Here is a 23,604-nt window from a genome sequence, read left to right on the forward strand (position 1 = left end):
GATGTCCATCCTCATCGACAAGAACACCAAGGTCATCTGCCAGGGCTTCACCGGCAAGAACGGGACCTTCCACTCCGAGCAGGCCATCGCCTACGGCACCAAGATGGTCGGCGGCACCTCGCCCGGCAAAGGCGGCTCCACGCATCTGGGGCTGCCCGTGTTCGACACGGTCATGGAAGCGCGCGAGAAGACCGGCGCCGATGCGTCCGTCGTCTACGTTCCGCCGCCGGGTGCGGCCGACGCCATCTGCGAAGCCATCCAGGCCGAGATCCCGCTCATCGTCTGCATCACGGAAGGCATTCCGGTGCAGGACATGGTGCGCGTGAAACGCGCTCTGTCAGGTTCCAAGTCGCGCCTTATCGGCCCGAACTGCCCCGGCATCGTCACCGCGGGTGAATCGAAGATCGGCATCATGCCGGCCAACATTTTCCGTCCGGGTTCCGTCGGCATCGTGTCGCGCTCCGGTACGCTCACCTACGAAGCCGTGTTCCAGACCACGAACGAGGGCCTGGGCCAGACCACCGCCGTCGGCATCGGCGGCGACCCGGTCAAGGGCACCGAGTTCATCGACATGCTCGACATGTTCCTCTCCGATCCGAAGACGGAGTCGATCATCATGATCGGCGAGATCGGCGGCTCGGCCGAGGAAGAGGCGGCCGAGTTCATCGCCCGCGAGGCCAAGAAGGGCCGCAAGAAGCCGATGGTCGGCTTCATCGCCGGCCGCACGGCTCCTCCCGGACGCCGCATGGGCCACGCCGGCGCGATCATCTCCGGCGGCAAGGGCGGCGCGGAAGACAAGATCGCCGCCATGGAGGCGGCAGGCATCCGCGTGTCCCCGTCCCCGGCACGACTGGGCAAGACCCTGGTCGAGGTTCTCAAGGGTAAGTAACGAGAAAAGGCCGCCCCGGTGTCGGGGCGGCCAATCACCTTTTGGATTGTAGATTGCCATGGCACGCCAAGACGCCAACGAAAACTTCCTGAACACCGCTTTCCTCTATGGGGCGAACGCGTCCTATATCGAGGAGCTTTACGCCCAGTATGAGAAAGACCCGTCTTCGGTTAATCCCGAGTGGCAGGCCTTCTTCGGCGCGTTGAAGGACGACAAGCAGGCTGTCGAGAAGGCGGCCAAGGGCCCCTCCTGGGAAAAGCCGAACTGGCCGATCCACGCGAACGGCGAACTCATTTCCGCGCTCGACGGCAACTGGGCCCAGGTCGAGAAGGCCGTCGGCGACAAGATCAAGGCCAAGGCTCAGACCAAGGGCGCCGAGATCAGCCAGGCCGACGTGCAGCAGGCAACACGCGATTCCGTGCGCGCCATCATGCTGATCCGCGCCTACCGCGTGCGTGGCCATCTTCATGCGAAGCTCGATCCGCTCGGCATCAATCCGCGTCCGAGCGACGAGGAGCTGCATCCGTCCCATTACGGCTTCACGGAAGCCGACTGGGACCGCAAGATCTTCCTCGACAACGTGCTCGGTCTCGAATTCGGCACGATTCGCGAGATCGTCGCGATCCTCGAACGCACCTATTGCCAGACGCTCGGCGTCGAGTTCATGCACATCTCCGATCCCGTCGAGAAGGCATGGCTGCAGGAGCGCATCGAAGGTCCCGATAAGGAGATCACCTTCACGAAGGAAGGCAAGCGCGCCATCCTCAACAAGCTCGTCGAGGCCGAAGGCTTCGAGAAGTTCCTCGACGTTCGTTACACCGGCACCAAGCGTTTCGGCCTGGACGGTGGCGAGTCGCTGATTCCGGCCCTCGAACAGATCATCAAGCGCGGCGGCAACCTGGGCTGCAAGGAGATCGTGCTCGGCATGGCCCACCGCGGCCGCCTCAACGTTCTGACGCAGGTGATGGGCAAGCCGCACCGCGCGCTGTTCCACGAATTCAAGGGCGGCTCGTTTGCTCCCGACGACGTGGAAGGCTCCGGCGACGTGAAGTACCACCTCGGTGCTTCCTCCGATCGTAACTTCGACGGCAACAACGTCCATCTTTCCCTCACCGCGAACCCCTCGCACCTCGAAATTGTGGATCCCGTGGTGCTCGGCAAGGTGCGCGCCAAGCAGGACCAGCACGGCTGCACGGCGGATAATCGCACGGCGGTGATGCCGCTCCTCATCCACGGTGACGCGGCCTTCGCGGGCCAGGGCGTTGTGGCGGAGTGCCTCGGCCTCTCGGGTCTTCGCGGTCACCGCACGGGTGGTTCGATCCACTTCATCATCAACAACCAGATTGGCTTCACCACTGACCCGCGCTTCTCGCGCTCCTCCCCCTATCCGTCCGACGTGGCGAAGATGGTCGAGGCTCCGATCTTCCACGTGAACGGCGACGATCCCGAAGCCGTGGTGTTCGCCGCGAAGGTCGCGACCGAGTATCGTCAGCGCTTCCAGAAGCCTGTCGTGATCGATATGTTCTGCTATCGCCGCTTCGGCCACAACGAAGGCGACGAGCCGTCGTTCACGCAGCCGCTGATGTACCGCAAGATCCGGTCGCATCCGTCGATCACGGAACTCTACTCCAAGAAGCTCCTGGCCGAGGGCGTTATGACCGAGGTCGAGTTCGAGGAGATGAAGAACAGCTGGCGCTCGAAGCTCGACGCCGAGTTCGACATCGCCGCCAACTACAAGCCCAACAAGGCTGACTGGCTCGACGGCCGCTGGTCGGGCCTGAAGGCTGTGCGTGAGGATCAGGACGATCCCCGCCGTGGCCAGACGGGTGTGCCGGTCGAGACGCTCAAGCGCATCGGCGACGTGCTGACCAAGGTGCCTGAGGGCTTCCACGTCCACCGCACCATCCAGCGCTTCCTCGATAACCGCAAGAAGATGCTGGAATCCGGCGAAGGCCTCGACTGGGCCATGGCGGAGGCGCTTGCCTTCGGTTCGCTGCTGCTCGAGGGCCACCGCGTGCGTCTCTCCGGTCAGGACGTGGAGCGCGGCACCTTCTCGCAGCGCCACTCGGTTCTCACCGATCAGGAGAACGAGGAGCGTTACACGAACCTCAACCACATCGCTGAGAATCAGGCCCGTTACGAGGTCATCAACTCGATGCTCTCGGAAGAGGCGGTGCTCGGCTTCGAGTACGGCTACACCCTCTCCGAGCCCAACGCGCTGACCCTGTGGGAAGCTCAGTTCGGCGATTTCGCCAACGGCGCGCAGGTCGTGTTCGACCAGTTCATCTCGTCGGGCGAGCGCAAGTGGCTGCGCATGTCGGGCCTCGTCTGCCTTCTGCCGCACGGCTACGAGGGCCAGGGCCCCGAGCACTCCTCCGCACGTCTCGAGCGCTTCCTCCAGATGTGCGCTGAGGACAACATGCAGGTGGGCTACTGCTCGACGCCAGCCAACTACTTCCACGTCCTGCGCCGTCAGCTGAAGCGCGACTTCCGCAAGCCGCTGGTCCTCATGACGCCGAAGTCGTTGCTGCGTCACAAGCGCTGCACCTCGACGCTGGCCGCGATCTCGGAAGGCACGCACTTCCACCGCGTCCTGCAGGACGATGCGCAGCTCGGTCGTGACGGCATCAAGCTGGTGAAGGACGACAAGATCCGGCGCGTGGTGATCTGCACGGGCAAGGTCTATTACGACCTGCTCGAAGAACGCGAGAAGCGGGGCATCGACGATGTTTACTTGCTTCGCGTCGAGCAGCTCTACCCATTCCCGGCGAAGTCGCTGGCCGCGGAGCTCTCCCGCTTCAAGAAGGCCGACGTGGTGTGGTGCCAGGAAGAGCCCAAGAACATGGGCTCCTGGACCTTCGTCGAGCCCTATCTCGAATGGGTGCTCAAGACCGCCGGCTCCAAGGTGGACCGTCCGCGCTACGTGGGCCGTCCCGCCTCTGCCGCCACCGCCACCGGCCTGATGTCCAAGCATCTCGCCCAGCTGCAGGCTTTCCTCGACGAGGCTTTCGCGGCGTAGAAACCGCGAAGGCTCTCATAACTTTCATCGGGCTTTGTAAGCCCCGAACGGCAAGACGATCATGGCAACCGAAATCCGCGTACCCACTCTCGGCGAATCCGTTTCAGAGGCCACCATTGGCCGCTGGTTCAAGAAGCCCGGCGATCCCGTGAAGGCTGACGAGCCCGTGCTCGAGCTCGAGACCGACAAGGTCACTCTGGAAGTCAACGCTCCTGCGAGCGGCACCCTTGGCGAGATTGTCGCCAAGGACGGTGAGACGGTCTCTCCCGGCGCGGTGCTCGGCTCCGTGATCGAGGGCGGCGCTGCCGCCGCCCCTGCGGCTGCCCCCAAGGCTGAGGCTCCGAAGGTTGCTCCGGCGCCAGTAGCTGCTGCCCCTGCACCGGCTGCTCCGGGCGCCGCGAAGGATCACGGCCCGGCCGTGGCTCGTCTCGCTGCGGAGAGCGGCGTGAGCCCGGCTGGCGTTGCAGGCACCGGCAAGGACGGACGCGTGACGAAGGGCGATATGCTCGCTGCCATCGCCACCGGCGGCGCAACTGCTGCCGCACCCGCTGCTCCGGTGTCCGTGCGCGCTCCCTCCGCTTCGGTCGACGCCGAGCGCGAAGAGCGCGTGAAGATGACGAAGCTGCGCCAGACCATCGCACGTCGTCTGAAGGACGCTCAGAACACCGCCGCCATGCTCACCACGTTCAACGACGTGGACATGAGCGCGGTCATGTCGCTGCGCAGCCAGTACAAGGACGTGTTCGAGAAGAAGCACGGCACGAAGCTCGGCTTCATGGGCTTCTTCACGAAGGCCGTCATCCAGGCCCTGAAGGAGCTGCCGGCCGTCAACGCCGAGATCGACGGCACCGACATCGTCTACAAGAACTACTACCACATCGGCATCGCCGTCGGCACCGAGAAGGGCCTCGTGGTTCCGGTGGTGCGCGATGCGGATCAGCTCTCCGTTGCCGGCATCGAGAAGACCATTGCCGATTTCGGCAAGCGCGCGCGTGACGGCAAGCTCGGCATCGAGGAGATGCAGGGCGGCACCTTCACGATCACTAACGGCGGCATCTACGGCTCGCTCATGTCGACGCCGATCCTCAACGCGCCGCAATCGGGCATTCTCGGCATGCACCGCATCGAGGAGCGTCCGGTGGTCCGCAACGGCCAAGTGGTCGTGCGCCCGATGATGTATCTCGCGCTCTCCTACGATCACCGCATCGTCGACGGCAAGGAAGCCGTGACCTTCCTCGTGCGCGTCAAGGAAGCCCTGGAAGATCCGGCTCGCCTCGTTCTGGACCTTTAAGAAACACTCACCTCATGCCCGGCCTCGCGCCGGGCATCCACCTTTTTTGAGCCGGGTGGCCATCCTCGCGAACGGGTGGCCGGGACAAGCCCGGCCATGACGTCCAAGGGGGCGAACACATGTCCTACGATCTCATCGTCATCGGCACAGGTCCCGGCGGCTATGTGGCCGCTATCCGCGCTGCGCAGCTCGGTCTCAAGACCGCCGTCGTCGAAAAGCGCAAGACCCACGGCGGCACCTGCCTCAACGTGGGCTGCATTCCGTCCAAGGCGCTGCTCCATGCCTCGCACATGTTCGAGGATGCGCGCGACCACTTCGCGGATCTCGGCATCGGCCTCAGCGCGCCCAAGCTCGATCTGAAGAAGATGCAGGCCTTCAAGCAGGAAGGCGTCGACGGCAACACCAAGGGCGTCGAGTTCCTGCTGAAGAAGAACAAGATCGATGCCTTCATCGGCGCCGGCCGCATCGCCGGCGTCGGCCAGGTCGAAGTGACCGCCGAAGACGGTTCCAACCAGCTGCTGCAGACGAAGAACATCCTCATCGCCACGGGCTCGGACGTGACGCGCCTGCCTGGCGTCGAGATCGACGAGAAGGTGGTGGTGTCCTCCACCGGTGCGCTCGAACTCGAGAGCGTGCCGAAGCGCCTCGTGGTCATCGGCGCGGGCGTGATCGGCCTCGAGCTCGGCTCCGTGTGGCGTCGTCTCGGTGCCGAAGTCACCGTCGTCGAGTATCTCGACCGCATCCTGCCCGGCATGGACGGCGAGGTCGCCAAGAACTTCCAGCGCATTCTCTCCAAGCAGGGCTTCCAGTTCAAGCTCGGCGCGAAGGTCACCGGCGTTCAGAAGACCGGCAAGAGCGCGACGCTCACCTTCGAGCCCGCCGCAGGCGGCGCTGCGGAGACCATCGAGGCGGATGTGGTGCTCGTGGCCATCGGCCGCGTGCCCTACACGGAAGGCCTGGGGCTGGAGCATGTGGGCGTCCAGAAGGACAATCGCGGCCGCATCCTCACCGATGCGCATTTCGCCACGAACGTCACCGGCATCTATGCCATCGGCGACGTGATCGCAGGCCCGATGCTCGCGCACAAGGCCGAGGACGAGGGCGTTGCGGTTGCCGAGATCCTCGCCGGCAAAGCGGGGCACGTGAACTACGACGTGATCCCGAGCGTCGTCTACACGTTCCCCGAGGTCGCTTCGGTCGGGAAGACCGAAGAGGAACTGAAGGATGCGGGAATCGCCTACAACGCCGGCAAGTTCCCCTTTACGGCGAACGGCCGCGCGAAGGTGAACCGCACCACGGACGGCTTCGTGAAGATCCTCGCGGATGCCGCCACCGACAAGGTGCTCGGCGTGCACATCATCGGCCCCGAGGCCGGCAACCTCATTCACGAGGCGGCCATCGCCATGGAGTTCGGTGCCTCGTCCGAGGACATGGCCCGCACCTGCCACGCGCATCCGACCCTTGCGGAAGCTGTGAAGGAAGCCGCACTCGCAGTGGAGAAGCGCGCGATCCATATGTAATATGGATTCATGGCAAAACTTCACTTCCTCTACTCGGTGATGAATGCAGGCAAGACCACACATCTCCTGCAGGTTCGTCACAACTACATCGAGAACGGCGGTCACGTGCTGCTGTTCACGAGTCCCATCGACGACCGCTTCGGCGTCGGCAAGGTGAGATCGCGCATCGGCATCGAAGCCGATGCGACGGTCCTGAGGAAGGACGAGGCCATCGACGCCATCGTGTCCGCGGAGCACGCCAGGAGGAAGGTGACCGCGGTCCTCATCGACGAAGTCCAGTTCATGACGGCGGAGCAGGTTCGCCAGCTCGCTTGGATCGTCGATGAACTCGGTATCCCCGTCATGGCCTATGGCCTGAAGAACAACGTCTACGGCACGCTGTTCAGCGAGGCGATTCAGGCCATGATGGCGCTCGCCGACGATTTCCAGGAAATCAAGCAGCTCTGTCATTGCGGCCGCAAGGCCACGATGATCCTGAAGTTCGATCCCAACGGCGAGCCCGTGCGTTCAGGTCCCGTGATCGAAGTGGGCGGCGAAAGCCGCTACGTCTCCGTCTGCCGTCCGCACTGGACGAAGGGTGATATCGGCCCCGCCGCACGCCAGCTCCTGGCCGAGGCTGTCGTGGCTGCGGAATAGGCGGCTGAACCGCCCGTCATGGTCGGGCTCGTCCCGGTCATCCCGATACCGGAACAGCGCCTCAGCCAATCGAGATCACCGGCACAAGGCCGGTGATGACGCGGTGGAGCTCACTTCACCCTTGCCCTTGGATGCGCAGCATTGAACGCATCCATCAAGCGGGCCGCATCCACCTTCGTGTAGAGCTGCGTCGTCGAGAGCGATGCATGGCCTAAAAGTTCCTGGATGCCGCGCAGATCGCCGCCCTTGGCAAGCAGATGCGTGGCGAAGGAGTGGCGCAGGGCGTGAGGGGTCGCGCTATCGGGCAGACCCAAGGCGCCGCGCAGCTCTTCGACTGCCAGCTGAATGATGCGCGGTGAGAGCGGCCCGCCGCGTGCGCCCACGAAAAGCGGGCCTTCGGGCGGAACCGCATAGGGACAGAGGTGCAGATACTCCTCCACCGCCCGCTGAATCGGCGGAATCACCGGGACGCTGCGCACCTTGCCGCCCTTGCCTGTCACCGTGATCGAATCGATGCCGCTCACCGGCGCGTCGCGGCGCTGGAGACCGAGCGCTTCGGAAATACGCAGGCCCGCGCCATAGAGAAGCGACAGCACGGCGGCATCGCGTGCAAGAATCCACGGTTTGCGATCCTCGGACGCCCGCGCCTCCCTGTCCGTCACCGCAACGGCGGAGGAGGCGGAGAGGGGGCGCGGCAGGTTCTTGTCCACTTTCGGGGTGCGAATCGCCGCAAAGGCCGAGGCCGTGCCATGGCCTTCCCGTTCGAGATGACGGGCGAAGGAACGCAAGGCCGCGAGCTGGCGCATGAGCGAGCGGCTTCCCACCGCACTCATGCGGCGCGAGGCCAGGAACGAGCGGATGTCGAGGGGCTTCAACCCCAACACAGCCTTGACGGTCGGCCTCTCGCCGAGATGCTCGACAAGAAAGGCAAGGAACTGCCGGATGTCCCGGGCATAGGCCTCCACCGTCTTCGGCGAGAGCCTGCGCTCTTTCGCAAGACCGTTGAGCCACGCCATCACCTCCCGGCGGGTATCCTCCGCGCCGGGCAGGGCGAGATCGAGGGTATCCTGTGTGTCGCTGCTTGACATTTCGCTCTTTGACATGGCGCCGCTATATGCAAGGGCAGACAGAGTAACAGCTACAGGTTAATCCCTTTCGAATGACAAGCCGCATCGCCGATGTCCTCATCCCGCTGGCGCTGGACACGGCCTATTCCTATGCCGTGCCGGATGGCCTCGCGCTCGAAGAGGGCGATGTGGTGCAGGTGCCGTTGGCCACCCGCGAGGTGGCGGGCGTCGTCTGGGGTTTGCGCGAAGGGCAGGGCGGCAATTTCAAGAAGGTCACGGGCGCCCTCGAAGGCCCGAACCTCTCGCCCAAAATGCGCAAATTCATCGATTGGGTGTCCTGGTATACGCTGGCCCCCAAGGGTTCGGCACTCGCCATGAGCCTGAAATTTCCCGATCCCGACCGCTCGGAGGTCGTGCGCATCGGCGTCAGGCTCACGGCGAACTTGCCGAAGCGCATGACGCCCGCACGGCAGAAGGTGATCGAGGCGGCGCAGGATGGCGTCGTGCGCCTCAAAAGCGAGCTCGCCCATGCGGCAGGTGTCAGCGCGAGTGTCGTCGACGGGCTGATCGACGAAGGCGTACTCGAAACCCTGTCCCTGCTGCAGGAGCCGGTGGCAGGACTCCCCAATCCCGCTTTCGGCGACACCGCGCTCTCCGACGGCCAGCGCGACGCGGCCGGCGAGATCGTCGCTGCGATGCATGAGGCGCATCCGCCCGTGATCCTCCTCGAAGGCGTGACGGGCTCCGGCAAGACGGAAGTCTATTTCGAGGCGGTGGCCGAGGCCGTGCGGCAGGGCAAGCAGGCGCTGATCCTCATGCCGGAAATCGCGCTCACCGCGCAGTTCCTCGACCGATTCGCCGCGCGTTTCGGCGTGAAGCCCGCCACCTGGCATTCGGGCGTTACGGGCCGCAAGCGCGAGCGGCTTTATGCGGCGATTGCCTCGGGCGAGGTGAAGGTGGTGGCGGGCGCGCGCTCCGCGCTGTTCCTGCCTTATGCCGATCTCTCCCTTATCGTCGTCGATGAGGAGCACGAGACCGCCTACAAGCAGGACGACGGCGTGCATTACCACGCCCGCGACATGGCGGTGGTGCGAGGCAAGATCGAGAACGCCATGGTGGTGTTGGCTTCAGCCACGCCCTCCATCGAGAGCCGCGTGAATGTGGAGCGCGGGCGCTATCGCCATGTGAAGCTGCCCGAGCGCTTCGGCGGGCGCTCCATGCCGCAGATCCGCGCCGTCGACCTGAGACGCGAGCAGATTCCAAAAGGTCGTTGGCTTTCGCCCACCCTCGTCGCCTCGGTGGAGGAGACGGTCGGGCGCGGCGAGCAGGCGCTGCTCTTCCTCAACCGGCGCGGCTATGCGCCTCTCACTCTCTGCCGTGCCTGTGCGCATCGCTACGAATGCCCGAACTGCTCGGCCTGGCTCGTGGAGCACCGCTTCCGGCGCTCCCTCGTCTGCCACCATTGCGGGCATGTGGAGCGCACGCCTCAGGCCTGCGTGGAATGCGGCAGCATCGATTCGCTGGTGCCCTGCGGTCCGGGTGTGGAGCGAATCGCGGAGGAAGTGGCGGAGCTCTTCCCGGACAAGCGCTCCATTGTGCTCTCCAGTGACTTTCCCGGCGGCACCGAGAGGCTGCGGACGGAGTTGGCGGCGATTGCGGCCGGCGAGGTCGACATCGTGATTGGCACCCAGCTCGTGGCCAAGGGGCACAATTTCCCGCTCATGACGCTCGTGGGCGTGCTCGATGCCGATATCGGCCTGACCTCCGGCGATCCCCGGGCGGCGGAGCGCACCTTCCAGATGCTCCAGCAGGTCACGGGTCGCGCCGGGCGCGGCGAAAAGCCTGGGCGGGCCCTCGTCCAGACCTGGCAGCCGGATCATCCGGTGATCGCCGCACTCGTCTCAGGCGATGCCGAGCGATTCTACGAGGAGGAGACGCGCGTTCGCGAAATGGCGGGGCTTCCGCCCTTTGGACGGCTCGCCTCCCTCATCATTTCCGCGGAGGAGCGCGAGGTCGCCGAGGCCCATGCCCGGGCCATGGCCATGGTGACGGAGCCGCCGCCCGGGGTCATGGTGCTCGGCCCCGCCGAGGCGCCGCTCGCCCTCATCCGGGGCCGCTATCGCTATCGATTGCTGGTGAAGACGGAGCGGGAGGTCGATCTGCAGGGCTATTTGCGCTCCTGGCTTGCCCGCTGTCCGAAGGTGAGAGGCAATACCCGCGTCTCTATTGACGTGGATCCTCAGAGCTTTCTGTAAGCCGGGCCGCGACCGTTTCTCGGGGCTGCACCCGGATATCCGCAGGCGCGAGCACGAGAACGGGTTCCCCGCCACGCGGGGCGGGCGCGACCTTGTTGCGCACAGCCTTTTCGATTTCCGGAGCGAAGAACGGGTAGCTCCAGAACAGACTTAAGGCGAGCAGGGTAATGGTGGCGAACAAGCGCATGGCAGCTTCCTCAGGGGATGCCTCGTGTTAACCATGCGTTAGGGTGGAGCCCGGCTCCGGCTTCTCAAGTGCGCAAAAGCACAGATGCGACGGACTACCTCGATCGGGTCGACGCAAATGTGTTTTTGTGGTCGATAGCAGACGCAAGAAGACCTGTGCCCGGGAACCTCATGTCCAAGATCGTTCACTGCATCCGCCACGGCCAATCGACCTTCAATGCCCATTTCGCCGAGACCGGGGAGGACCCGCTGCATTTCGATGCGCCCCTCACCGAGCTTGGCCGCAGGCAGGTGGCGGAGCGGGCCCCCGAGCTGCGGCAACACGCTTATGATCTGGTCGTCACCTCGCCGCTGACACGAGCGATTCAGACCACCCTGGGGCTCTTCGGCGACCACCCGGCCAAGCCGCCGATCCACATCGAGTGCCTCCACCGGGAGCACCTGGAGAGCAGCTGCGACGTGGGCCGCAAGCCGGATCTCCTGGCTCAGGACTTTCCGCACCTCGCCTTCGATCATCTGGACGAGATCTGGTGGCACAACGAGGGGGAGCTGGACCCGCGCGGATTCGTCTATGAGCCCAGCCATATTTTCGAGGGCCGGGTGGAGGAGTTCCGCCGCTGGCTTAAGCAACGGCCGGAGGGAATGATCGCGGTCGTGGGCCACGGCACCTTCTTCAGCCGGCTCACCGGGCAGTACCTTGGCAATTGCGAGGTTGCCGTTCTGGAGCTGTGATCTTTAACCCTGGAGCAGCATCACCGACTTTTTACGGGCCGCTCCTGGCCTAGCTCTCCTTGCGCCCCAGGAAAACCCATGCTAGTGCACCCCCGCCTGGAGGCGGAGACGGTCGCGTCCAAGGCTCACTTCCATCGACCTGACGGGTTTCCCGAAAGCTCAGTTTTGTAAGAGCTTGCCGGTCCGAAACCCGTAACTTGAGAGAGACGATTACGTGGCGCAAAGCGGTTCGCATGAAGGACCCCTCCTGTCGGGCGTAGCGTTGCGCTATGCTTCGGCGCTGTTCGAACTCGCTCGGGAGGCCAACGCCGTGGACGCCGTCGCCGGCGACCTCGGCCGCTTCGAGCAACTGATCCGGGGCAGCGAAGATTTGCAGCGCCTGATCCGCAACCCCATTTTCACGGCTGAAGAGCAGTCCCGCGCGATGGATGTCCTCCTCACCAAGGCCGGCATCGCGGGCTTGGCGGGCAACTTCATCCGTCTCGTGGCGTCCAAGCGCCGCCTCTTCGCCCTTCCCGACATGATCCGCGCGTATCAGGACCTCGTGTCCGACGCGAAGGGCATCGTGCGGGCTCAGGTGATTCTGGCGGAGGCTCCGTCGGACACCGTTCTGAACGAAATCAAGGCGGCGCTGCGCGACGTCGCCAAGGCTGACGTCGCTGTCGACGTCAAAATCGACCCGAGCCTCATCGGCGGTCTCATCGTGAAGATGGGCTCCCGCATGGTGGATGCCTCGGTGCGCACCAAACTCAATTCCATTCGTCTAGCGATGAAAGAGGTCCGCTGATGGACATTCGAGCCGCTGAGATCTCCGCGATCCTCAAAGAGCAGATCAAGAACTTCGGTACCGAAGCTGAAGTCACAGAAGTCGGTCAGGTCCTGTCCGTCGGTGACGGTATCGCCCGTTGCTACGGCCTCGACAAGGTTCAGGCCGGTGAGATGGTCGAATTCGAGAGCGGCGTGCGCGGCATGGCCCTCAACCTCGAAACCGACAACGTCGGCGTCGTGATCTTCGGCTCCGACCGTGAGATCGCCGAAGGCCAGACCGTGAAGCGCACGGGCGCCATCGTGGACGTGCCGGTCGGCAAGGGCCTGCTGGGCCGCGTCGTCGACGCTCTCGGCAACCCGATCGACGGCAAGGGCCCGATCCAGTCCACCGAGCGTCGCCGCGTCGACGTGAAGGCTCCCGGCATCATTCCGCGCAAATCGGTGCACGAGCCGATGGCGACGGGCCTCAAGGCCATCGACGCCCTCATCCCGGTCGGCCGCGGCCAGCGCGAGCTGATCATCGGCGACCGTCAGACCGGCAAGACCGCGATCGCGCTCGACACGATCCTGAACCAGAAGCCGCTGAACCAGGGCGACGACGAATCGCAGAAGCTGTACTGCGTGTACGTCGCCGTCGGTCAGAAGCGCTCCACGGTCGCTCAGTTCGTGAAGGCTCTCGAGGACAACGGCGCTCTGGAATACTCCATCGTCGTCGCCGCGACCGCTTCCGATCCGGCCCCGATGCAGTTCCTGGCTCCGTTCGCCGGCTGCGCCATGGGCGAATTCTTCCGCGACAACGGCATGCACGCCGTGATCGTGTATGACGACCTGTCCAAGCAGGCCGTCGCCTACCGTCAGATGTCGCTTCTGCTCCGCCGTCCTCCGGGCCGCGAGGCTTATCCTGGCGACGTGTTCTACCTGCACTCCCGTCTGCTGGAGCGCGCTGCGAAGCTCAACGACGACAACGGCGCTGGCTCGCTCACCGCTCTGCCGGTCATCGAGACGCAGGCGAACGACGTGTCGGCCTACATTCCGACCAACGTGATCTCCATCACCGACGGCCAGATCTTCCTTGAGACGGATCTGTTCTACCAGGGCATCCGTCCGGCGGTGAACGTCGGCCTCTCCGTGTCGCGCGTGGGCTCCTCGGCCCAGACGAAGGCGATGAAGAAGGTCGCGGGCAAGATCAAGGGTGAACTGGCGCAGTACCGCGAAATGGCGGCCTTCGCTCAGTTCGGCTCCGACCTCGACGCCACCACGCAGCGCCTGCTGAACCGCGGCTCGCGCCTGACCGAACTCCTGAAGCAGCCGCAGTTCTCGCCGCTGAAGATGGAAGAGCAGGTCGCCGTGATCTACGCCGGCGTGAACGGCTACCTCGACAACCTGCCGCTCAACCGCGTGCGCGCTTTCGAGGATGGCCTGCTCGCCACCCTGCGCGGCAAGCACGCTGACATCCTGGAATCGATCCGCGCTTCCAGGGACCTGTCGAGCGATTCGGAAGCGAAGCTCAAGGACGTCGTCCAGAACTTCGCCAAGTCTTTCTCGTAAGACTTGCGTTCTCGTAAGATCCAGCCGGAACTCCGGAGAGGGTAGGGCCGCTCGATGCCGAGCTTGAAAGACCTTCGTAACCGCATCGCCTCGGTCAAGGCGACGCAGAAGATCACCAAGGCCATGCAGATGGTGGCCGCCGCGAAGCTGCGCCGCGCGCAGACCGCGGCGGAAGCCGCGCGTCCTTACGCGGAGCGCATGGCCACGGTGCTCGGCAATCTGGCGTCCGGCATCACTGTCGGACCCGATACGCCGCGTCTGCTCGCCGGCACGGGTGCCGATCAGGTTCATCTTCTGATCGTCTGCACGGCCGAGCGCGGCCTGTGTGGCGCGTTCAACTCCTCGATCGCACGTCTGGCTCGCGACCATGCCAACCGGCTTCTCGCAGACGGCAAGACAATCAAGATCATCTGCGTGGGCAAGAAGGGCTACGATATCCTTCGTCGCCAGTTCGCCGAGCAGATCATCGAGTTCATCGACCTGCGCTCCGTGCGTCAGATCGGCTTCGAACAGGGCGACATGATCGCTCAGAAGGTGCTTTCGCGCTTCGAAGCCGGCGAGTTCGACGTGGCAACTCTGTTCTACTCGCGCTTCCGCTCGGTGATCGCGCAGATCCCGACGGCGCAGCAGATCATTCCGGCTCAGATCGAGGCTACCGGCGCTGCGTCGGATGCGGTCTACGAATACGAGCCTGATGAAGGCGAGATCCTGGCGACGCTTCTGCCGCGGAACCTCACCGTGCAGATCTTCCGCGCGCTGCTCGAGAACGCCGCTTCCGAACAGGGTGCTCGCATGAGCGCCATGGACAATGCGACCCGCAACGCGGGCGAGATGATCAAGAAGCAGACGATGACCTACAACCGGTCGCGTCAGGCGATGATCACCAAGGAACTGATCGAAATCATTTCGGGCGCCGAGGCGCTCTGACGAATCCGAGAGGAGCCTCACATGGCTAACACCGCTACCGCCGGCAACAAGGTCGGTCACATCACGCAGGTCATCGGCGCCGTCGTCGACGTGCAGTTCGAAGGCCACCTGCCGGAGATCCTCAACGCCCTCGAGACCCAGAACCAGGGCAACCGCCTGGTGCTCGAAGTGGCTCAGCAGCTCGGCGAGAGCACCGTGCGCTGCATCGCCATGGACACCTCCGAGGGTCTGGTGCGCGGCCAGGAAGTCGTCGACACCGGCGCTCCGATCTCCGTGCCGGTCGGCGCCGGCACGCTCGGCCGCATCATGAACGTCATCGGCGAGCCGGTGGACGAAGCCGGTCCCATCACCGGTGAAGCTGCCCGCGCCATTCACCAGCCCGCTCCGTCCTACGCTGAGCAGTCCACCGAGGCTCAGATCCTCGTCACGGGCATCAAGGTCGTCGACCTGCTCGCTCCCTATGCCAAGGGCGGTAAGATCGGCCTCTTCGGCGGCGCAGGCGTCGGCAAGACCGTGCTCATCATGGAACTCATCAACAACGTCGCGAAGGCGCACGGCGGCTACTCCGTGTTCGCCGGCGTCGGCGAGCGCACCCGCGAGGGCAACGACCTCTATCACGAGATGATCGAGTCCAAGGTGAACGTCAACCCGACGGAGAACAACGGCTCGGCCGCCGGTTCGAAGTGCGCTCTCGTGTACGGCCAGATGAACGAGCCTCCGGGCGCCCGCGCCCGTGTCGCTCTGACGGGTCTGACCGTTGCCGAGCACTTCCGCGACCAGGGCCAGGACGTGCTGTTCTTCGTGGACAACATCTTCCGCTTCACCCAGGCGGGCTCCGAAGTGTCGGCGCTTCTCGGCCGTATTCCTTCGGCGGTGGGCTATCAGCCGACGCTCGCCACCGACATGGGCACGCTGCAGGAGCGCATCACCACCACCACCAAGGGCTCGATCACCTCGGTGCAGGCCATCTACGTGCCCGCCGACGACCTGACCGATCCGGCTCCGGCCACCTCGTTCGCCCACCTCGACGCCACGACCGTGCTGTCGCGTTCGATCGCCGAGAAGGGCATCTACCCGGCCGTGGACCCGCTCGACTCGACCTCGCGCATGCTGTCCGCCGCCATCGTCGGCGAGGAGCACTACAACGTCGCCCGCCAGGTCCAGCAGGTGCTGCAGCGCTACAAGGCGCTCCAGGACATCATTGCGATCCTGGGCATGGACGAGCTCTCCGAAGAGGACAAGCTCACCGTCGCCCGCGCCCGCAAGATCGAGCGCTTCCTCAGCCAGCCGTTCCACGTCGCGGAAGTGTTCACCGGCTCGCCCGGCAAGCTCGTTGCGCTTGAAGACACCATCAAGGGCTTCAAGGGTCTCGTGAACGGCGACTACGATCACCTCCCCGAGGCCGCCTTCTACATGGTCGGCACCATCGAGGAAGCCGTCGAGAAGGCCCAGCGCCTCGCAGCCGAAGCAGCTTGATTGAAATCGGCATCGTCCCGGAGCGTGCCCGCACGCTCCGGGACTGCTTTGTAAAAGCCTGTCTCCAACGACCCCGGACCGCTTTCTCCGAGCGGACGGATGACGAGAAGCTCAGATGGCCAACTTCAATTTCGAACTCGTCTCTCCCGAGCGCGTGCTGTTCTCAGGCCCCGTCGATGCGGTGGTCCTGCCTGCGAGCGAAGGCGATATGACGGTTCTCGCCGGCCATGCGCCGATGATGACGACCCTCAAGACCGGCTTCCTCGTCATTACGAGCAACCCCGGCAACGGTCGCCGGGTTCTGGTGCGCGGCGGCTTCGCCGACGTCAACCAGAACGGCCTTACGGTCCTTGCCGAGCGTGCTCTTCCTGAGGAGGAGCTGACGCAGGCAATTCTCGACCACGAGATCCTGACGGCCGAGATGCACTATGACGCCACCAATGATCCGGCCGCCAAGCATGCGGCGGAATCGGCCATCGCGCAGCTGCGCGAGGCCAAGGCGGCGCTGAACTACTGACCTGAAACAACCCGGCCCCAAGCCGGGTTTTTCTTTTCATGACGAAGCCTGCGCCTCTCATCCTGACACTCGTGCTGGACGAACCCTCCTTCGCGTTCTTCGACGAGCAGAGGCGGCGCTATTTTCCGCCCGAGCGGAACTTCATCCCCGCGCATCTGACGTTGTTTCATCATCTGCCGGGCGATCAGGTGGAGATCATCCACGAACACATCGAGCAAAAGTGCTCAGCTCAGCCCCGCTTCCAACTTGATGTCACGAACCTGCGCTTCCTCGGACGTGGCGTCGCCTACGCTCTGCAGTCTCCAGAACTGGCGGATCTGCGCCGTAGCCTCGCATCACAATGGGCCCATTGGCTGACACCACAGGATCGGCAGAACCACCAGCCGCATGTGACGGTGCAGAACAATGTCGACCCGCAGAAAGCGCGCGCGCTCTTGATGAAATTGTCAGAGCCGTTCGTGCTGTTCCAGGTCCAAGGGATTGGCTTGGATCTCTGGTGGTATCGCGGCGGACCTTGGGAGAAGGTACGGCGATTCCATTTCGCTGAATAACAACGCCACTTGCTACGTCATGGCCGGGCTTGTCCCGGCCATCCATGTCTTAAGACCCTGTGTAGAAGAAGGCGTGGATGCCCGGCACAAGGCCGGGCATGACGAGAGAGAGCAATCTCACTCACCCATAGCGATCAGGTTCGCGTTGCCGCCGGCTGCAGCGGTGTTGATGGTCACCGTCTGCTCCGTGGCGAAACGCAGGAGGTAGTGCGGGCCGCCAGCTTTCGGGCCGGTGCCGGAGAGGCCGTGACCGCCGAAGGGCTGCACGCCGACCACCGCCCCGATCATGTTGCGGTTCACATAGACGTTGCCGACCGACAGAGCTTCGACGATCCGATTCACCGTGGCGTCGATGCGCGAATGCACGCCGAGCGTGAGGCCATAGCCCGTGCCCTCGATGGCCTGAATGACCTCTTCGAGACGATCCGCCCTGTAGCGCACCACGTGCAGGATCGGGCCGAACACTTCCTGCGCGAGATCGTGCGGCTTGTTGAGCTCGAAGATATGCGGCGCGACATAAGTGCCGTTGGCCGGCGCAGTGCCGGCATAATGCACCTTCGCCTGGCGCTTCATCTCATCGGTATGCGCATCGAGCTTGTCCTTGGCCTCGCGGTCGATCACCGGACCGATATGGACCGAAACATCGCGCGGATCGCCGAGCTTCAGCTCGCGCGCGCTACCCGCAATCATCTCGATCATGCGGTCGGCCACGTCCGCCTGCACACAGAGCAGACGAAGCGCCGAGCAGCGCTGACCGGCCGAGCGGAAGGCGGAGGTCACAACGTCGTCGGCTACCTGCTCAGGCAGCGCCGTGGCATCGACGATCATGGCATTGATGCCACCGGTCTCCGCGATCAGCGGAACGATGGCGGCGTCCTTTCCGGCGAGCGTGCGGTTGATGATGCGCGCAACTTCCGTCGAACCGGTGAAGACGACACCAGCGACGTCCTTGTGCTCGACGAGACGTCCACCCACGCGACCATCGCCCGGAACGAGGTGCAGCGCGGTCTTGCTGACCCCTGCCTCATGCAGAATGCGTACGGCCATGTCGGCGATCAGCGGCGTCTGCTCGGCAGGCTTTGCCACAACCGTATTCCCGGCCATCAGGGCTGCGCTCACCTGCCCTAAGAAGATCGCGAGCGGGAAGTTCCAGGGCGAGATCGCCACGAACACGCCGCGTCCGCGAAGGCGCAGCACGTTGCTCTCGCCGGTCGGGCCGGGCATCGGCTCGCCGGAGCCGAAGAGCGTGCGGCCCTGCACCGCGTAGTAGCGACAGAAATCGACGGCTTCGCGCACTTCGGAGAGTGCGTCGTCGAGCGTCTTGCCCGCTTCCGTCTGCAGAAGATGGAGCAGCGCACCGCGGCGCTGCTCTAGCAGATCGGCTGCGCGCTCCAGCGCCTTCGCGCGGGTCTCGGCATCCGTGCGGCTCCACGCACCAAAGCCGGCGCGGGCGGAGGCCATGGCGCGGTCGGCGACCTCAGGGGTTGCTTCCGTCACTTGGCCAGCAATCGTCGTGCCGTCGATGGGGCTGACGACCGGCCGCGTTTCGCCGGAGGCCATCTTGCCGTCGAGGAGCGGATCGGCGCGGTAGGTCTGCGAAGCCGCCTGCTTGATCTCCGCGAGCAGCGCATCGAGCGAAGCCTGATGGCCGAACTCCACGCCTTTCGAGTTGGCGCGCTCGGCGCCATAGAGATCGCGCGGCAGCGGGAGCCTGGGATGACGAGCCTGATCGGCAGAGACGATGATGTCGGCAGGACGCTTCAGCAGGGTCTGCACCGGAACGTTGGGGTCGGCCGCAACCGACACGAAGGAGGAGTTCGCGCCGTTCTCGAGAAGACGACGCACGAGGTAGGCCAGGAGATCACGGTGGCCGCCGACCGGTGCATAGGCGCGGCAGCCAAGGCCCGGATTGTCTTCGAGCAGGCGTGCGTAAAGCGCTTCGCCCATGCCGTGCAGGCGCTGGAACTCGAAACCGTCCGTGTCGCCTGCGCGCTCGAGGATCGAGGCTACGGTGAGCGCATTATGCGTGGCAAATTGCGGGAAGATGCGCGGACGAAGCGAGAGCATCTTCTCGGCGCAGGCCATATAATGCAGGTCCGTCATCGCCTTGCGGGTGAAGACCGGATAATCGTCGAGCCCACGCTCCTGGGCGCGCTTCACTTCCGTATCCCAATAGGCGCCTTTCACGAGGCGCACCATCATCTGGCGGTCGTAGCGTTCGGCCATGGCGGCAATCGCATCGATCACGCTGCCTGCGCGCTTCTGATAGGATTGGATGGCAAGCCCGAAACCTTTCCAACCCGCCAGCGACGGATCGGCGATCACGGCCTCGATCACTTCGAGCGACAGTTCGAGGCGATCCGCCTCTTCCGCGTCGATGGTGAAATTGAGGTCATAGGACTTCGCCTTCTGCGCTAGTTCAATGACGAGCGGCACGAGTTCGCGCATCACGCGCTCACGGCTTGTCGCCTCATAGCGCGGATGCAACGCGGAGAGCTTCACCGAAATACCGGGGCGGTTCGGCAGAGGCTCGTTGCCGGCGGAGCGGCCAATGGCGTCGATGGCGGAGGAATAGGATTCGAAATAACGACGGGCGTCATCCGCTGTGCGGGCACCTTCGCCCAGCATGTCGAAGGAATAGCGATAGATGCGGCCCTTGGAGGAGGTGGCGCGCTTCAGGGCTTCCTCGATGGTCTGACCCAGCACGAAGTGATTGCCCATCACGCGCATGGCCTGGCGGGTGGCGGCGCGAACGGTGGGAAGGCCAATGCGTTTCGTGAGCTGGCCGAGAATGCTTTCCGGCGTCTCACCGGGCTGGATCACGCGAGCGGTGATGCCGAGCGCCCACGCCGAGGCCGAGACCAGGAAAGCGTCGGATTTGGCCTCGTGGCTCGCGAAATCCGCTTGGCCGAGCTTGTCCTCGATGAGCTTGTCGGCGGTGGCGGCATCCGGCACGCGAAGAAGCGCTTCTGCCAGCACCATGAGGGCGAGGCCCTCCTTGGTGGAGAGTGCATATTCGCGCAGCATCTCCTCGACGCCGCCGAGGCCGCCGCCTTTGGCGCGGATCGCCTCGATCAGGCGGGTGGCCTGTTCGTCAATGCGGCGCTCACGCTCGGGCGAGAGGCGGGAGCTGGCCAGAAGACGGGCCGCAATGGCCTTGTCGTCCTCGGCGAAGGGCGGGTTGAAGGGCAGGGCGGCGTTGAAATTCTGAGCCATGGGTTTCCTCTGGGAATTTCCCGGGAATATACGGGCTCTCATGCCGTGTTTCGATGGCAATATTGTGAGTTCTGCCTTAATACTCCAGGCAAGGTAACTTAACAGGCGTGAAAATGACGGAGATTGACCGGATCGATCGGAAGATCCTGAAGTTCCTGCAGCAGGACGGCCGGATTTCCACCGTGGACCTGGCCGAGAAGGTGGGCCTCTCCCCCACTTCCACCAGCGACCGGGTGAAGCGCCTGCAGCGGGAGGGCTTCATCGCGGGCTTCGGAGCGCGGCTCGACCCGCACCGGCTGGGTTTGGAGCTCCTGGTCTTCGTGGAGGTCTCCCTCGACAAGACGACGCCGGACGTCTTTGAAAAATTCGCCGAAGCGGTGAAGCGCGCTCCCGAGGTTCTCGAATGCCACATGGTAGCGGGCGGTTTCGATTATCTGGTCAAAACGCGCGTCGCCGATATGGCCGCCTACCGCCACTTCCTCGGCGAGATCCTGCTGGCGCTGCCGGGCGTCAAGGAAACGCGCACCTATGCGGTGATGGAGGAAGTGAAAAGCGACGGGATGCTGCCGGTTTAGGGGCGCCGGATAGGCTTGGGCGTCAAACGGAGAGCTCATCGCCCTGGTGGCCGCGCCGTCCCGTCTTCCACAAGCTCCACAGCACGCCAGCCGTCAGGATGCTCAATGTCACGCCGAGCGAGATGGCGGGTGGAATCTTGCCGATGTCGAGAGCCTCCGCCACGAAGATCTTTGATCCTATGAAGATCAGCACGAGCGCCAGGGCATATTTGAGATAGTGAAAACGGTGGATCATCGCGGCGAGGGTGAAGTAGAGCGCGCGCAGCCCCAGGATCGCGAAGATGTTCGACGTGTAGACGATGAACGGATCCGTGGTGATGGCAAAGATCGCCGGAACCGAATCGACGGCAAAGAGAATGTCGGCACCTTCGATCAGCACCAGCGCCAGAAACAGCGGCGTCATGAACCATGTCGGTCGCCCGGTCTCAGGGTGAGGCAGCTTCACGAAAAAATGACGGCCATGATGCCGGTCCGTAACGTTGAAGCGCCGGCGCATCAGGTGCAGCACGGGATTGCGCCCAATGTCGTTCACCTGCTCCGCGAAGAAAAGAGTCTTCAATCCCGTGGCGATCAGGAACAGCGCGAAGGCATAGAGGACCCATGAGAAGTGGGCAATGGCGGCGATGCCAAAGCCGATCATCAGCGCGCGCAGGACGATGACGCCCATGATGCCCCAGAACAGCACCCGGTGCTGATAGAGCCGCGGCACGGCAAAGTATCGAAAGACCAGGGCGATGATGAACACATTGTCCATCGCCAGCGCCTTCTCCAGCGCGAAGCCGGTCAGATAATTGATGCCCGGCTCAGAACCGAGATACCACCAGACCCAAAGGCCGAAGAAAAGGCCGAGCGCGATATAGAAAGCGCTCATATAGAGGCTCTCGCGGATCTCGATGGCATGATCTTTACGGTTGAGAACGCCGAGATCGAAGACAAGCAGCGACCCGACAAGGCTGAAGAAGGCCAGCCACATCCAGAGAGGCTTGCCGAGCCAAGGAATGAGCAGGATGTCGAACATGACTTAAGCCCGTTCATGTTGAATCCCGCCAGGTCCGACATCGTGGACAAGCCGTCTCCACCAAGTGGGCCCGGTAAGTGATAGACCTTACGTGGGAGCGCCGATCCTGCGCTGCAAGGGTCCACGGATAAGGACTGGGTGAAGCTCTGCTGCAAGCTTGTCTGCAGCAAGCTTTGCCGGGAGGTTCTTACCCTCCCGGCACCGATATTGTGTAGTTCCAGTCGTTAGCCAGCAACGTGCTTTGCTTTGCCCGCCTCATCCCGCGTCTTCCAGAGGCTCCAGCCTACGCCTGCAGCGAGAATGGCGAAGGTCACGCTAAGCGAGATCGGAGCCGGGATCTTGGCGAGGCCCAGCATGTCGGCCACGAAGATCTTGGAGCCGATGAAGATCAGCACGAAGGCCAGGGCATACTTCAGGTAATGGAAGCGGTGCACCATGGCGGCGAGCGCGAAGTAGAGCGCACGCAGGCCCAGGATCGCGAAGATGTTCGACGTATAGACGATGAACGGATTGGTCGTGATGGCGAAGATCGCCGGAACCGAATCCACCGCGAAGATCACGTCCGCGATCTCGACGAGCACCAGCGCCATGAAGAGCGGCGTCATGAACCACACGAGCTTGCCGGTTGCCGGGTGCGGCTTCTTCACGAAGAAGTGCTCGCCATGGTGTTCGTCGGTAACGTTGAAGTGACGGCGCATAAAGCCGATCACCGGGTTCTTCGCTATGTCATATTCCGTGTCGGAGAACACGAGCATCTTCACGCCCGTACCGATGAGGAACGCGGCGAAGAGGTAGAGAACCCAGGAGAACTGTGAGATCACCGCGGCACCGAAGCCGATCATCAGCGCGCGCAGGACGATGACCCCGAGAATGCCCCAGAACAGCACCCGGTGCTGGTAGAGGCGGGGCACCGCGAAGAATGAAAAGATCATGGCGATGACGAACACGTTGTCCATCGCCAGCGCCTTCTCGACCGCAAAGCCGGTGAGATAATTCATGCCCGCTTCGGAGCCGAGATACCACCACACGAAGCCGCCGAAGGCGACGCCGAGGGTGATGTAGAAGGCACTCATGACAAGGCTCTCGCGCACGCCGATCTCATGGTGCTTGCGGTGAAGCACGCCGAGATCGAGCACGAGGAGAGCAAGGACGATTCCGAGGAAGGCAAGCCACATCCATACGGGAGTGCCGAGCCAGCTTAAAAGCAGGACTTCAAACATTTTGACCGAACCCATTGTTGAACCAAGTCGGCTCCGACATCACAGGGGTTCATCCACCTGCCAGAGGGGCCCGGTCACCGACGCCACGCAACATGGGAAGGGCGTCCTTTATCGTCAAGACCATTCACCAGGGATGATTCTGCTCAATTTTGCGTCAGGTGGGCGACTTCAGGGCAGGCTTGCCCGGGCTACA

At 63.8% G+C, this 23,604-nt stretch carries 19 protein-coding genes; 14 read left to right on the top strand and 5 right to left on the bottom strand.

The window, feature by feature from the left end:
* The first annotated feature begins 1 nt into the window (after position 1).
* The 5 genes from sucD to DC522_RS01770 all read left to right on the top strand — a co-directional run bounded on the left by sucD (position 2) and on the right by DC522_RS01770 (position 7,355).
* Entirely contained in the window at positions 2-889 is an 888-nt protein-coding gene (gene sucD / locus DC522_RS01750; RefSeq protein ID WP_116526984.1) for a succinate--CoA ligase subunit alpha, read from the top strand.
* A gap of 58 nt (positions 890-947) precedes the next feature.
* Complete coding sequence (locus tag DC522_RS01755; protein WP_116526985.1) at positions 948-3,908, top strand: 2-oxoglutarate dehydrogenase E1 component; 2,961 nt, start codon at positions 948-950, stop codon at positions 3,906-3,908.
* 61 nt (positions 3,909-3,969) lie between these two features.
* Complete coding sequence (gene odhB / locus DC522_RS01760) at positions 3,970-5,199, top strand: 2-oxoglutarate dehydrogenase complex dihydrolipoyllysine-residue succinyltransferase (protein ID WP_116526986.1); 1,230 nt, start codon at positions 3,970-3,972, stop codon at positions 5,197-5,199.
* Between the two features lie 119 nt (positions 5,200-5,318).
* Positions 5,319-6,719: a dihydrolipoyl dehydrogenase gene (gene lpdA, locus DC522_RS01765; RefSeq protein ID WP_116526987.1), complete on the top strand. Its 1,401-nt coding sequence runs from the start codon at positions 5,319-5,321 to the stop codon at positions 6,717-6,719.
* 9 nt (positions 6,720-6,728) lie between these two features.
* A complete protein-coding gene (locus DC522_RS01770; RefSeq protein ID WP_116526988.1) occupies positions 6,729-7,355 on the top strand; it encodes a thymidine kinase in 627 nt (208 codons plus the stop codon).
* A gap of 110 nt (positions 7,356-7,465) precedes the next feature.
* Here DC522_RS01770 and DC522_RS01775 read toward each other — a convergent pair whose 3' ends face one another.
* Entirely contained in the window at positions 7,466-8,443 is a 978-nt protein-coding gene (locus tag DC522_RS01775) for a tyrosine recombinase XerC (RefSeq protein WP_116526989.1), read from the bottom strand.
* Positions 8,444-8,514: 71 nt separating this feature from the next.
* Between DC522_RS01775 and DC522_RS01780 the strand changes: the two genes are divergently transcribed.
* Positions 8,515-10,677, top strand: coding sequence for a primosomal protein N' (locus tag DC522_RS01780; protein ID WP_116526990.1), 2,163 nt, complete (start codon positions 8,515-8,517; stop codon positions 10,675-10,677).
* On the opposite strand, the gene DC522_RS01785 is transcribed toward DC522_RS01780, so the two are convergent.
* Positions 10,646-10,864 carry a hypothetical protein gene (locus DC522_RS01785; protein ID WP_116526991.1) on the bottom strand — a complete coding sequence of 73 codons (219 nt, stop codon included), beginning with the start codon at positions 10,862-10,864 and terminating at the stop codon, positions 10,646-10,648. The genes DC522_RS01780 and DC522_RS01785 overlap by 32 nt on opposite strands.
* Before the next feature lie 170 nt (positions 10,865-11,034).
* Between DC522_RS01785 and DC522_RS01790 the strand changes: the two genes are divergently transcribed.
* From DC522_RS01790 to DC522_RS01820, 7 genes are all read left to right on the top strand, one after another.
* A complete protein-coding gene (locus DC522_RS01790) occupies positions 11,035-11,595 on the top strand; it encodes a histidine phosphatase family protein (protein ID WP_116526992.1) in 561 nt (186 codons plus the stop codon).
* 214 nt (positions 11,596-11,809) lie between these two features.
* The gene (locus DC522_RS01795) at positions 11,810-12,382 is read left to right on the top strand and encodes a F0F1 ATP synthase subunit delta (RefSeq protein WP_116526993.1); all 573 of its coding nucleotides are present in this window, start codon (positions 11,810-11,812) and stop codon (positions 12,380-12,382) included.
* Complete coding sequence (gene atpA, locus DC522_RS01800; protein WP_116526994.1) at positions 12,382-13,911, top strand: F0F1 ATP synthase subunit alpha; 1,530 nt, start codon at positions 12,382-12,384, stop codon at positions 13,909-13,911. The genes DC522_RS01795 and atpA overlap by 1 nt, the downstream gene beginning before the upstream one ends.
* A 54-nt stretch (positions 13,912-13,965) precedes the next feature.
* Complete coding sequence (locus DC522_RS01805; RefSeq protein WP_116526995.1) at positions 13,966-14,838, top strand: F0F1 ATP synthase subunit gamma; 873 nt, start codon at positions 13,966-13,968, stop codon at positions 14,836-14,838.
* 21 nt (positions 14,839-14,859) lie between these two features.
* Positions 14,860-16,314, top strand: a complete 1,455-nt coding sequence (gene atpD, locus DC522_RS01810) for a F0F1 ATP synthase subunit beta (protein WP_116526996.1) — start codon at positions 14,860-14,862, stop codon at positions 16,312-16,314.
* A 115-nt stretch (positions 16,315-16,429) separates the two neighbouring features.
* The gene (locus DC522_RS01815; RefSeq protein ID WP_116526997.1) at positions 16,430-16,831 is read left to right on the top strand and encodes a F0F1 ATP synthase subunit epsilon; all 402 of its coding nucleotides are present in this window, start codon (positions 16,430-16,432) and stop codon (positions 16,829-16,831) included.
* 38 nt (positions 16,832-16,869) lie between these two features.
* Positions 16,870-17,382, top strand: a complete 513-nt coding sequence (locus tag DC522_RS01820; protein ID WP_116526998.1) for a 2'-5' RNA ligase family protein — start codon at positions 16,870-16,872, stop codon at positions 17,380-17,382.
* Between the two features lie 117 nt (positions 17,383-17,499).
* Here the strand turns inward: DC522_RS01820 and putA are convergent, their stop codons facing one another.
* Entirely contained in the window at positions 17,500-20,598 is a 3,099-nt protein-coding gene (putA, locus tag DC522_RS01830) for a bifunctional proline dehydrogenase/L-glutamate gamma-semialdehyde dehydrogenase PutA (RefSeq protein WP_116527000.1), read from the bottom strand.
* Between the two features lie 113 nt (positions 20,599-20,711).
* Here putA and DC522_RS01835 point away from each other — a divergent pair, with 113 nt between their 5' ends.
* On the top strand, positions 20,712-21,173 hold the full coding sequence (locus DC522_RS01835; protein ID WP_116527001.1) for an Lrp/AsnC ligand binding domain-containing protein: 462 nt from the start codon (positions 20,712-20,714) through the stop codon (positions 21,171-21,173).
* 22 nt (positions 21,174-21,195) lie between these two features.
* Here DC522_RS01835 and DC522_RS01840 read toward each other — a convergent pair whose 3' ends face one another.
* Both DC522_RS01840 and DC522_RS01845 read right to left on the bottom strand, forming a co-directional pair.
* Complete coding sequence (locus tag DC522_RS01840; protein ID WP_116527002.1) at positions 21,196-22,191, bottom strand: TerC family protein; 996 nt, start codon at positions 22,189-22,191, stop codon at positions 21,196-21,198.
* 224 nt (positions 22,192-22,415) lie between these two features.
* Positions 22,416-23,411 carry a TerC family protein gene (locus DC522_RS01845; RefSeq protein ID WP_116527158.1) on the bottom strand — a complete coding sequence of 332 codons (996 nt, stop codon included), beginning with the start codon at positions 23,409-23,411 and terminating at the stop codon, positions 22,416-22,418.
* Positions 23,412-23,604: the final 193 nt, after the last annotated feature.

It is taken from the genome of Microvirga sp. KLBC 81 (genome assembly GCF_003075415.1).
Taxonomy (GTDB): domain Bacteria; phylum Pseudomonadota; class Alphaproteobacteria; order Rhizobiales; family Beijerinckiaceae; genus Microvirga.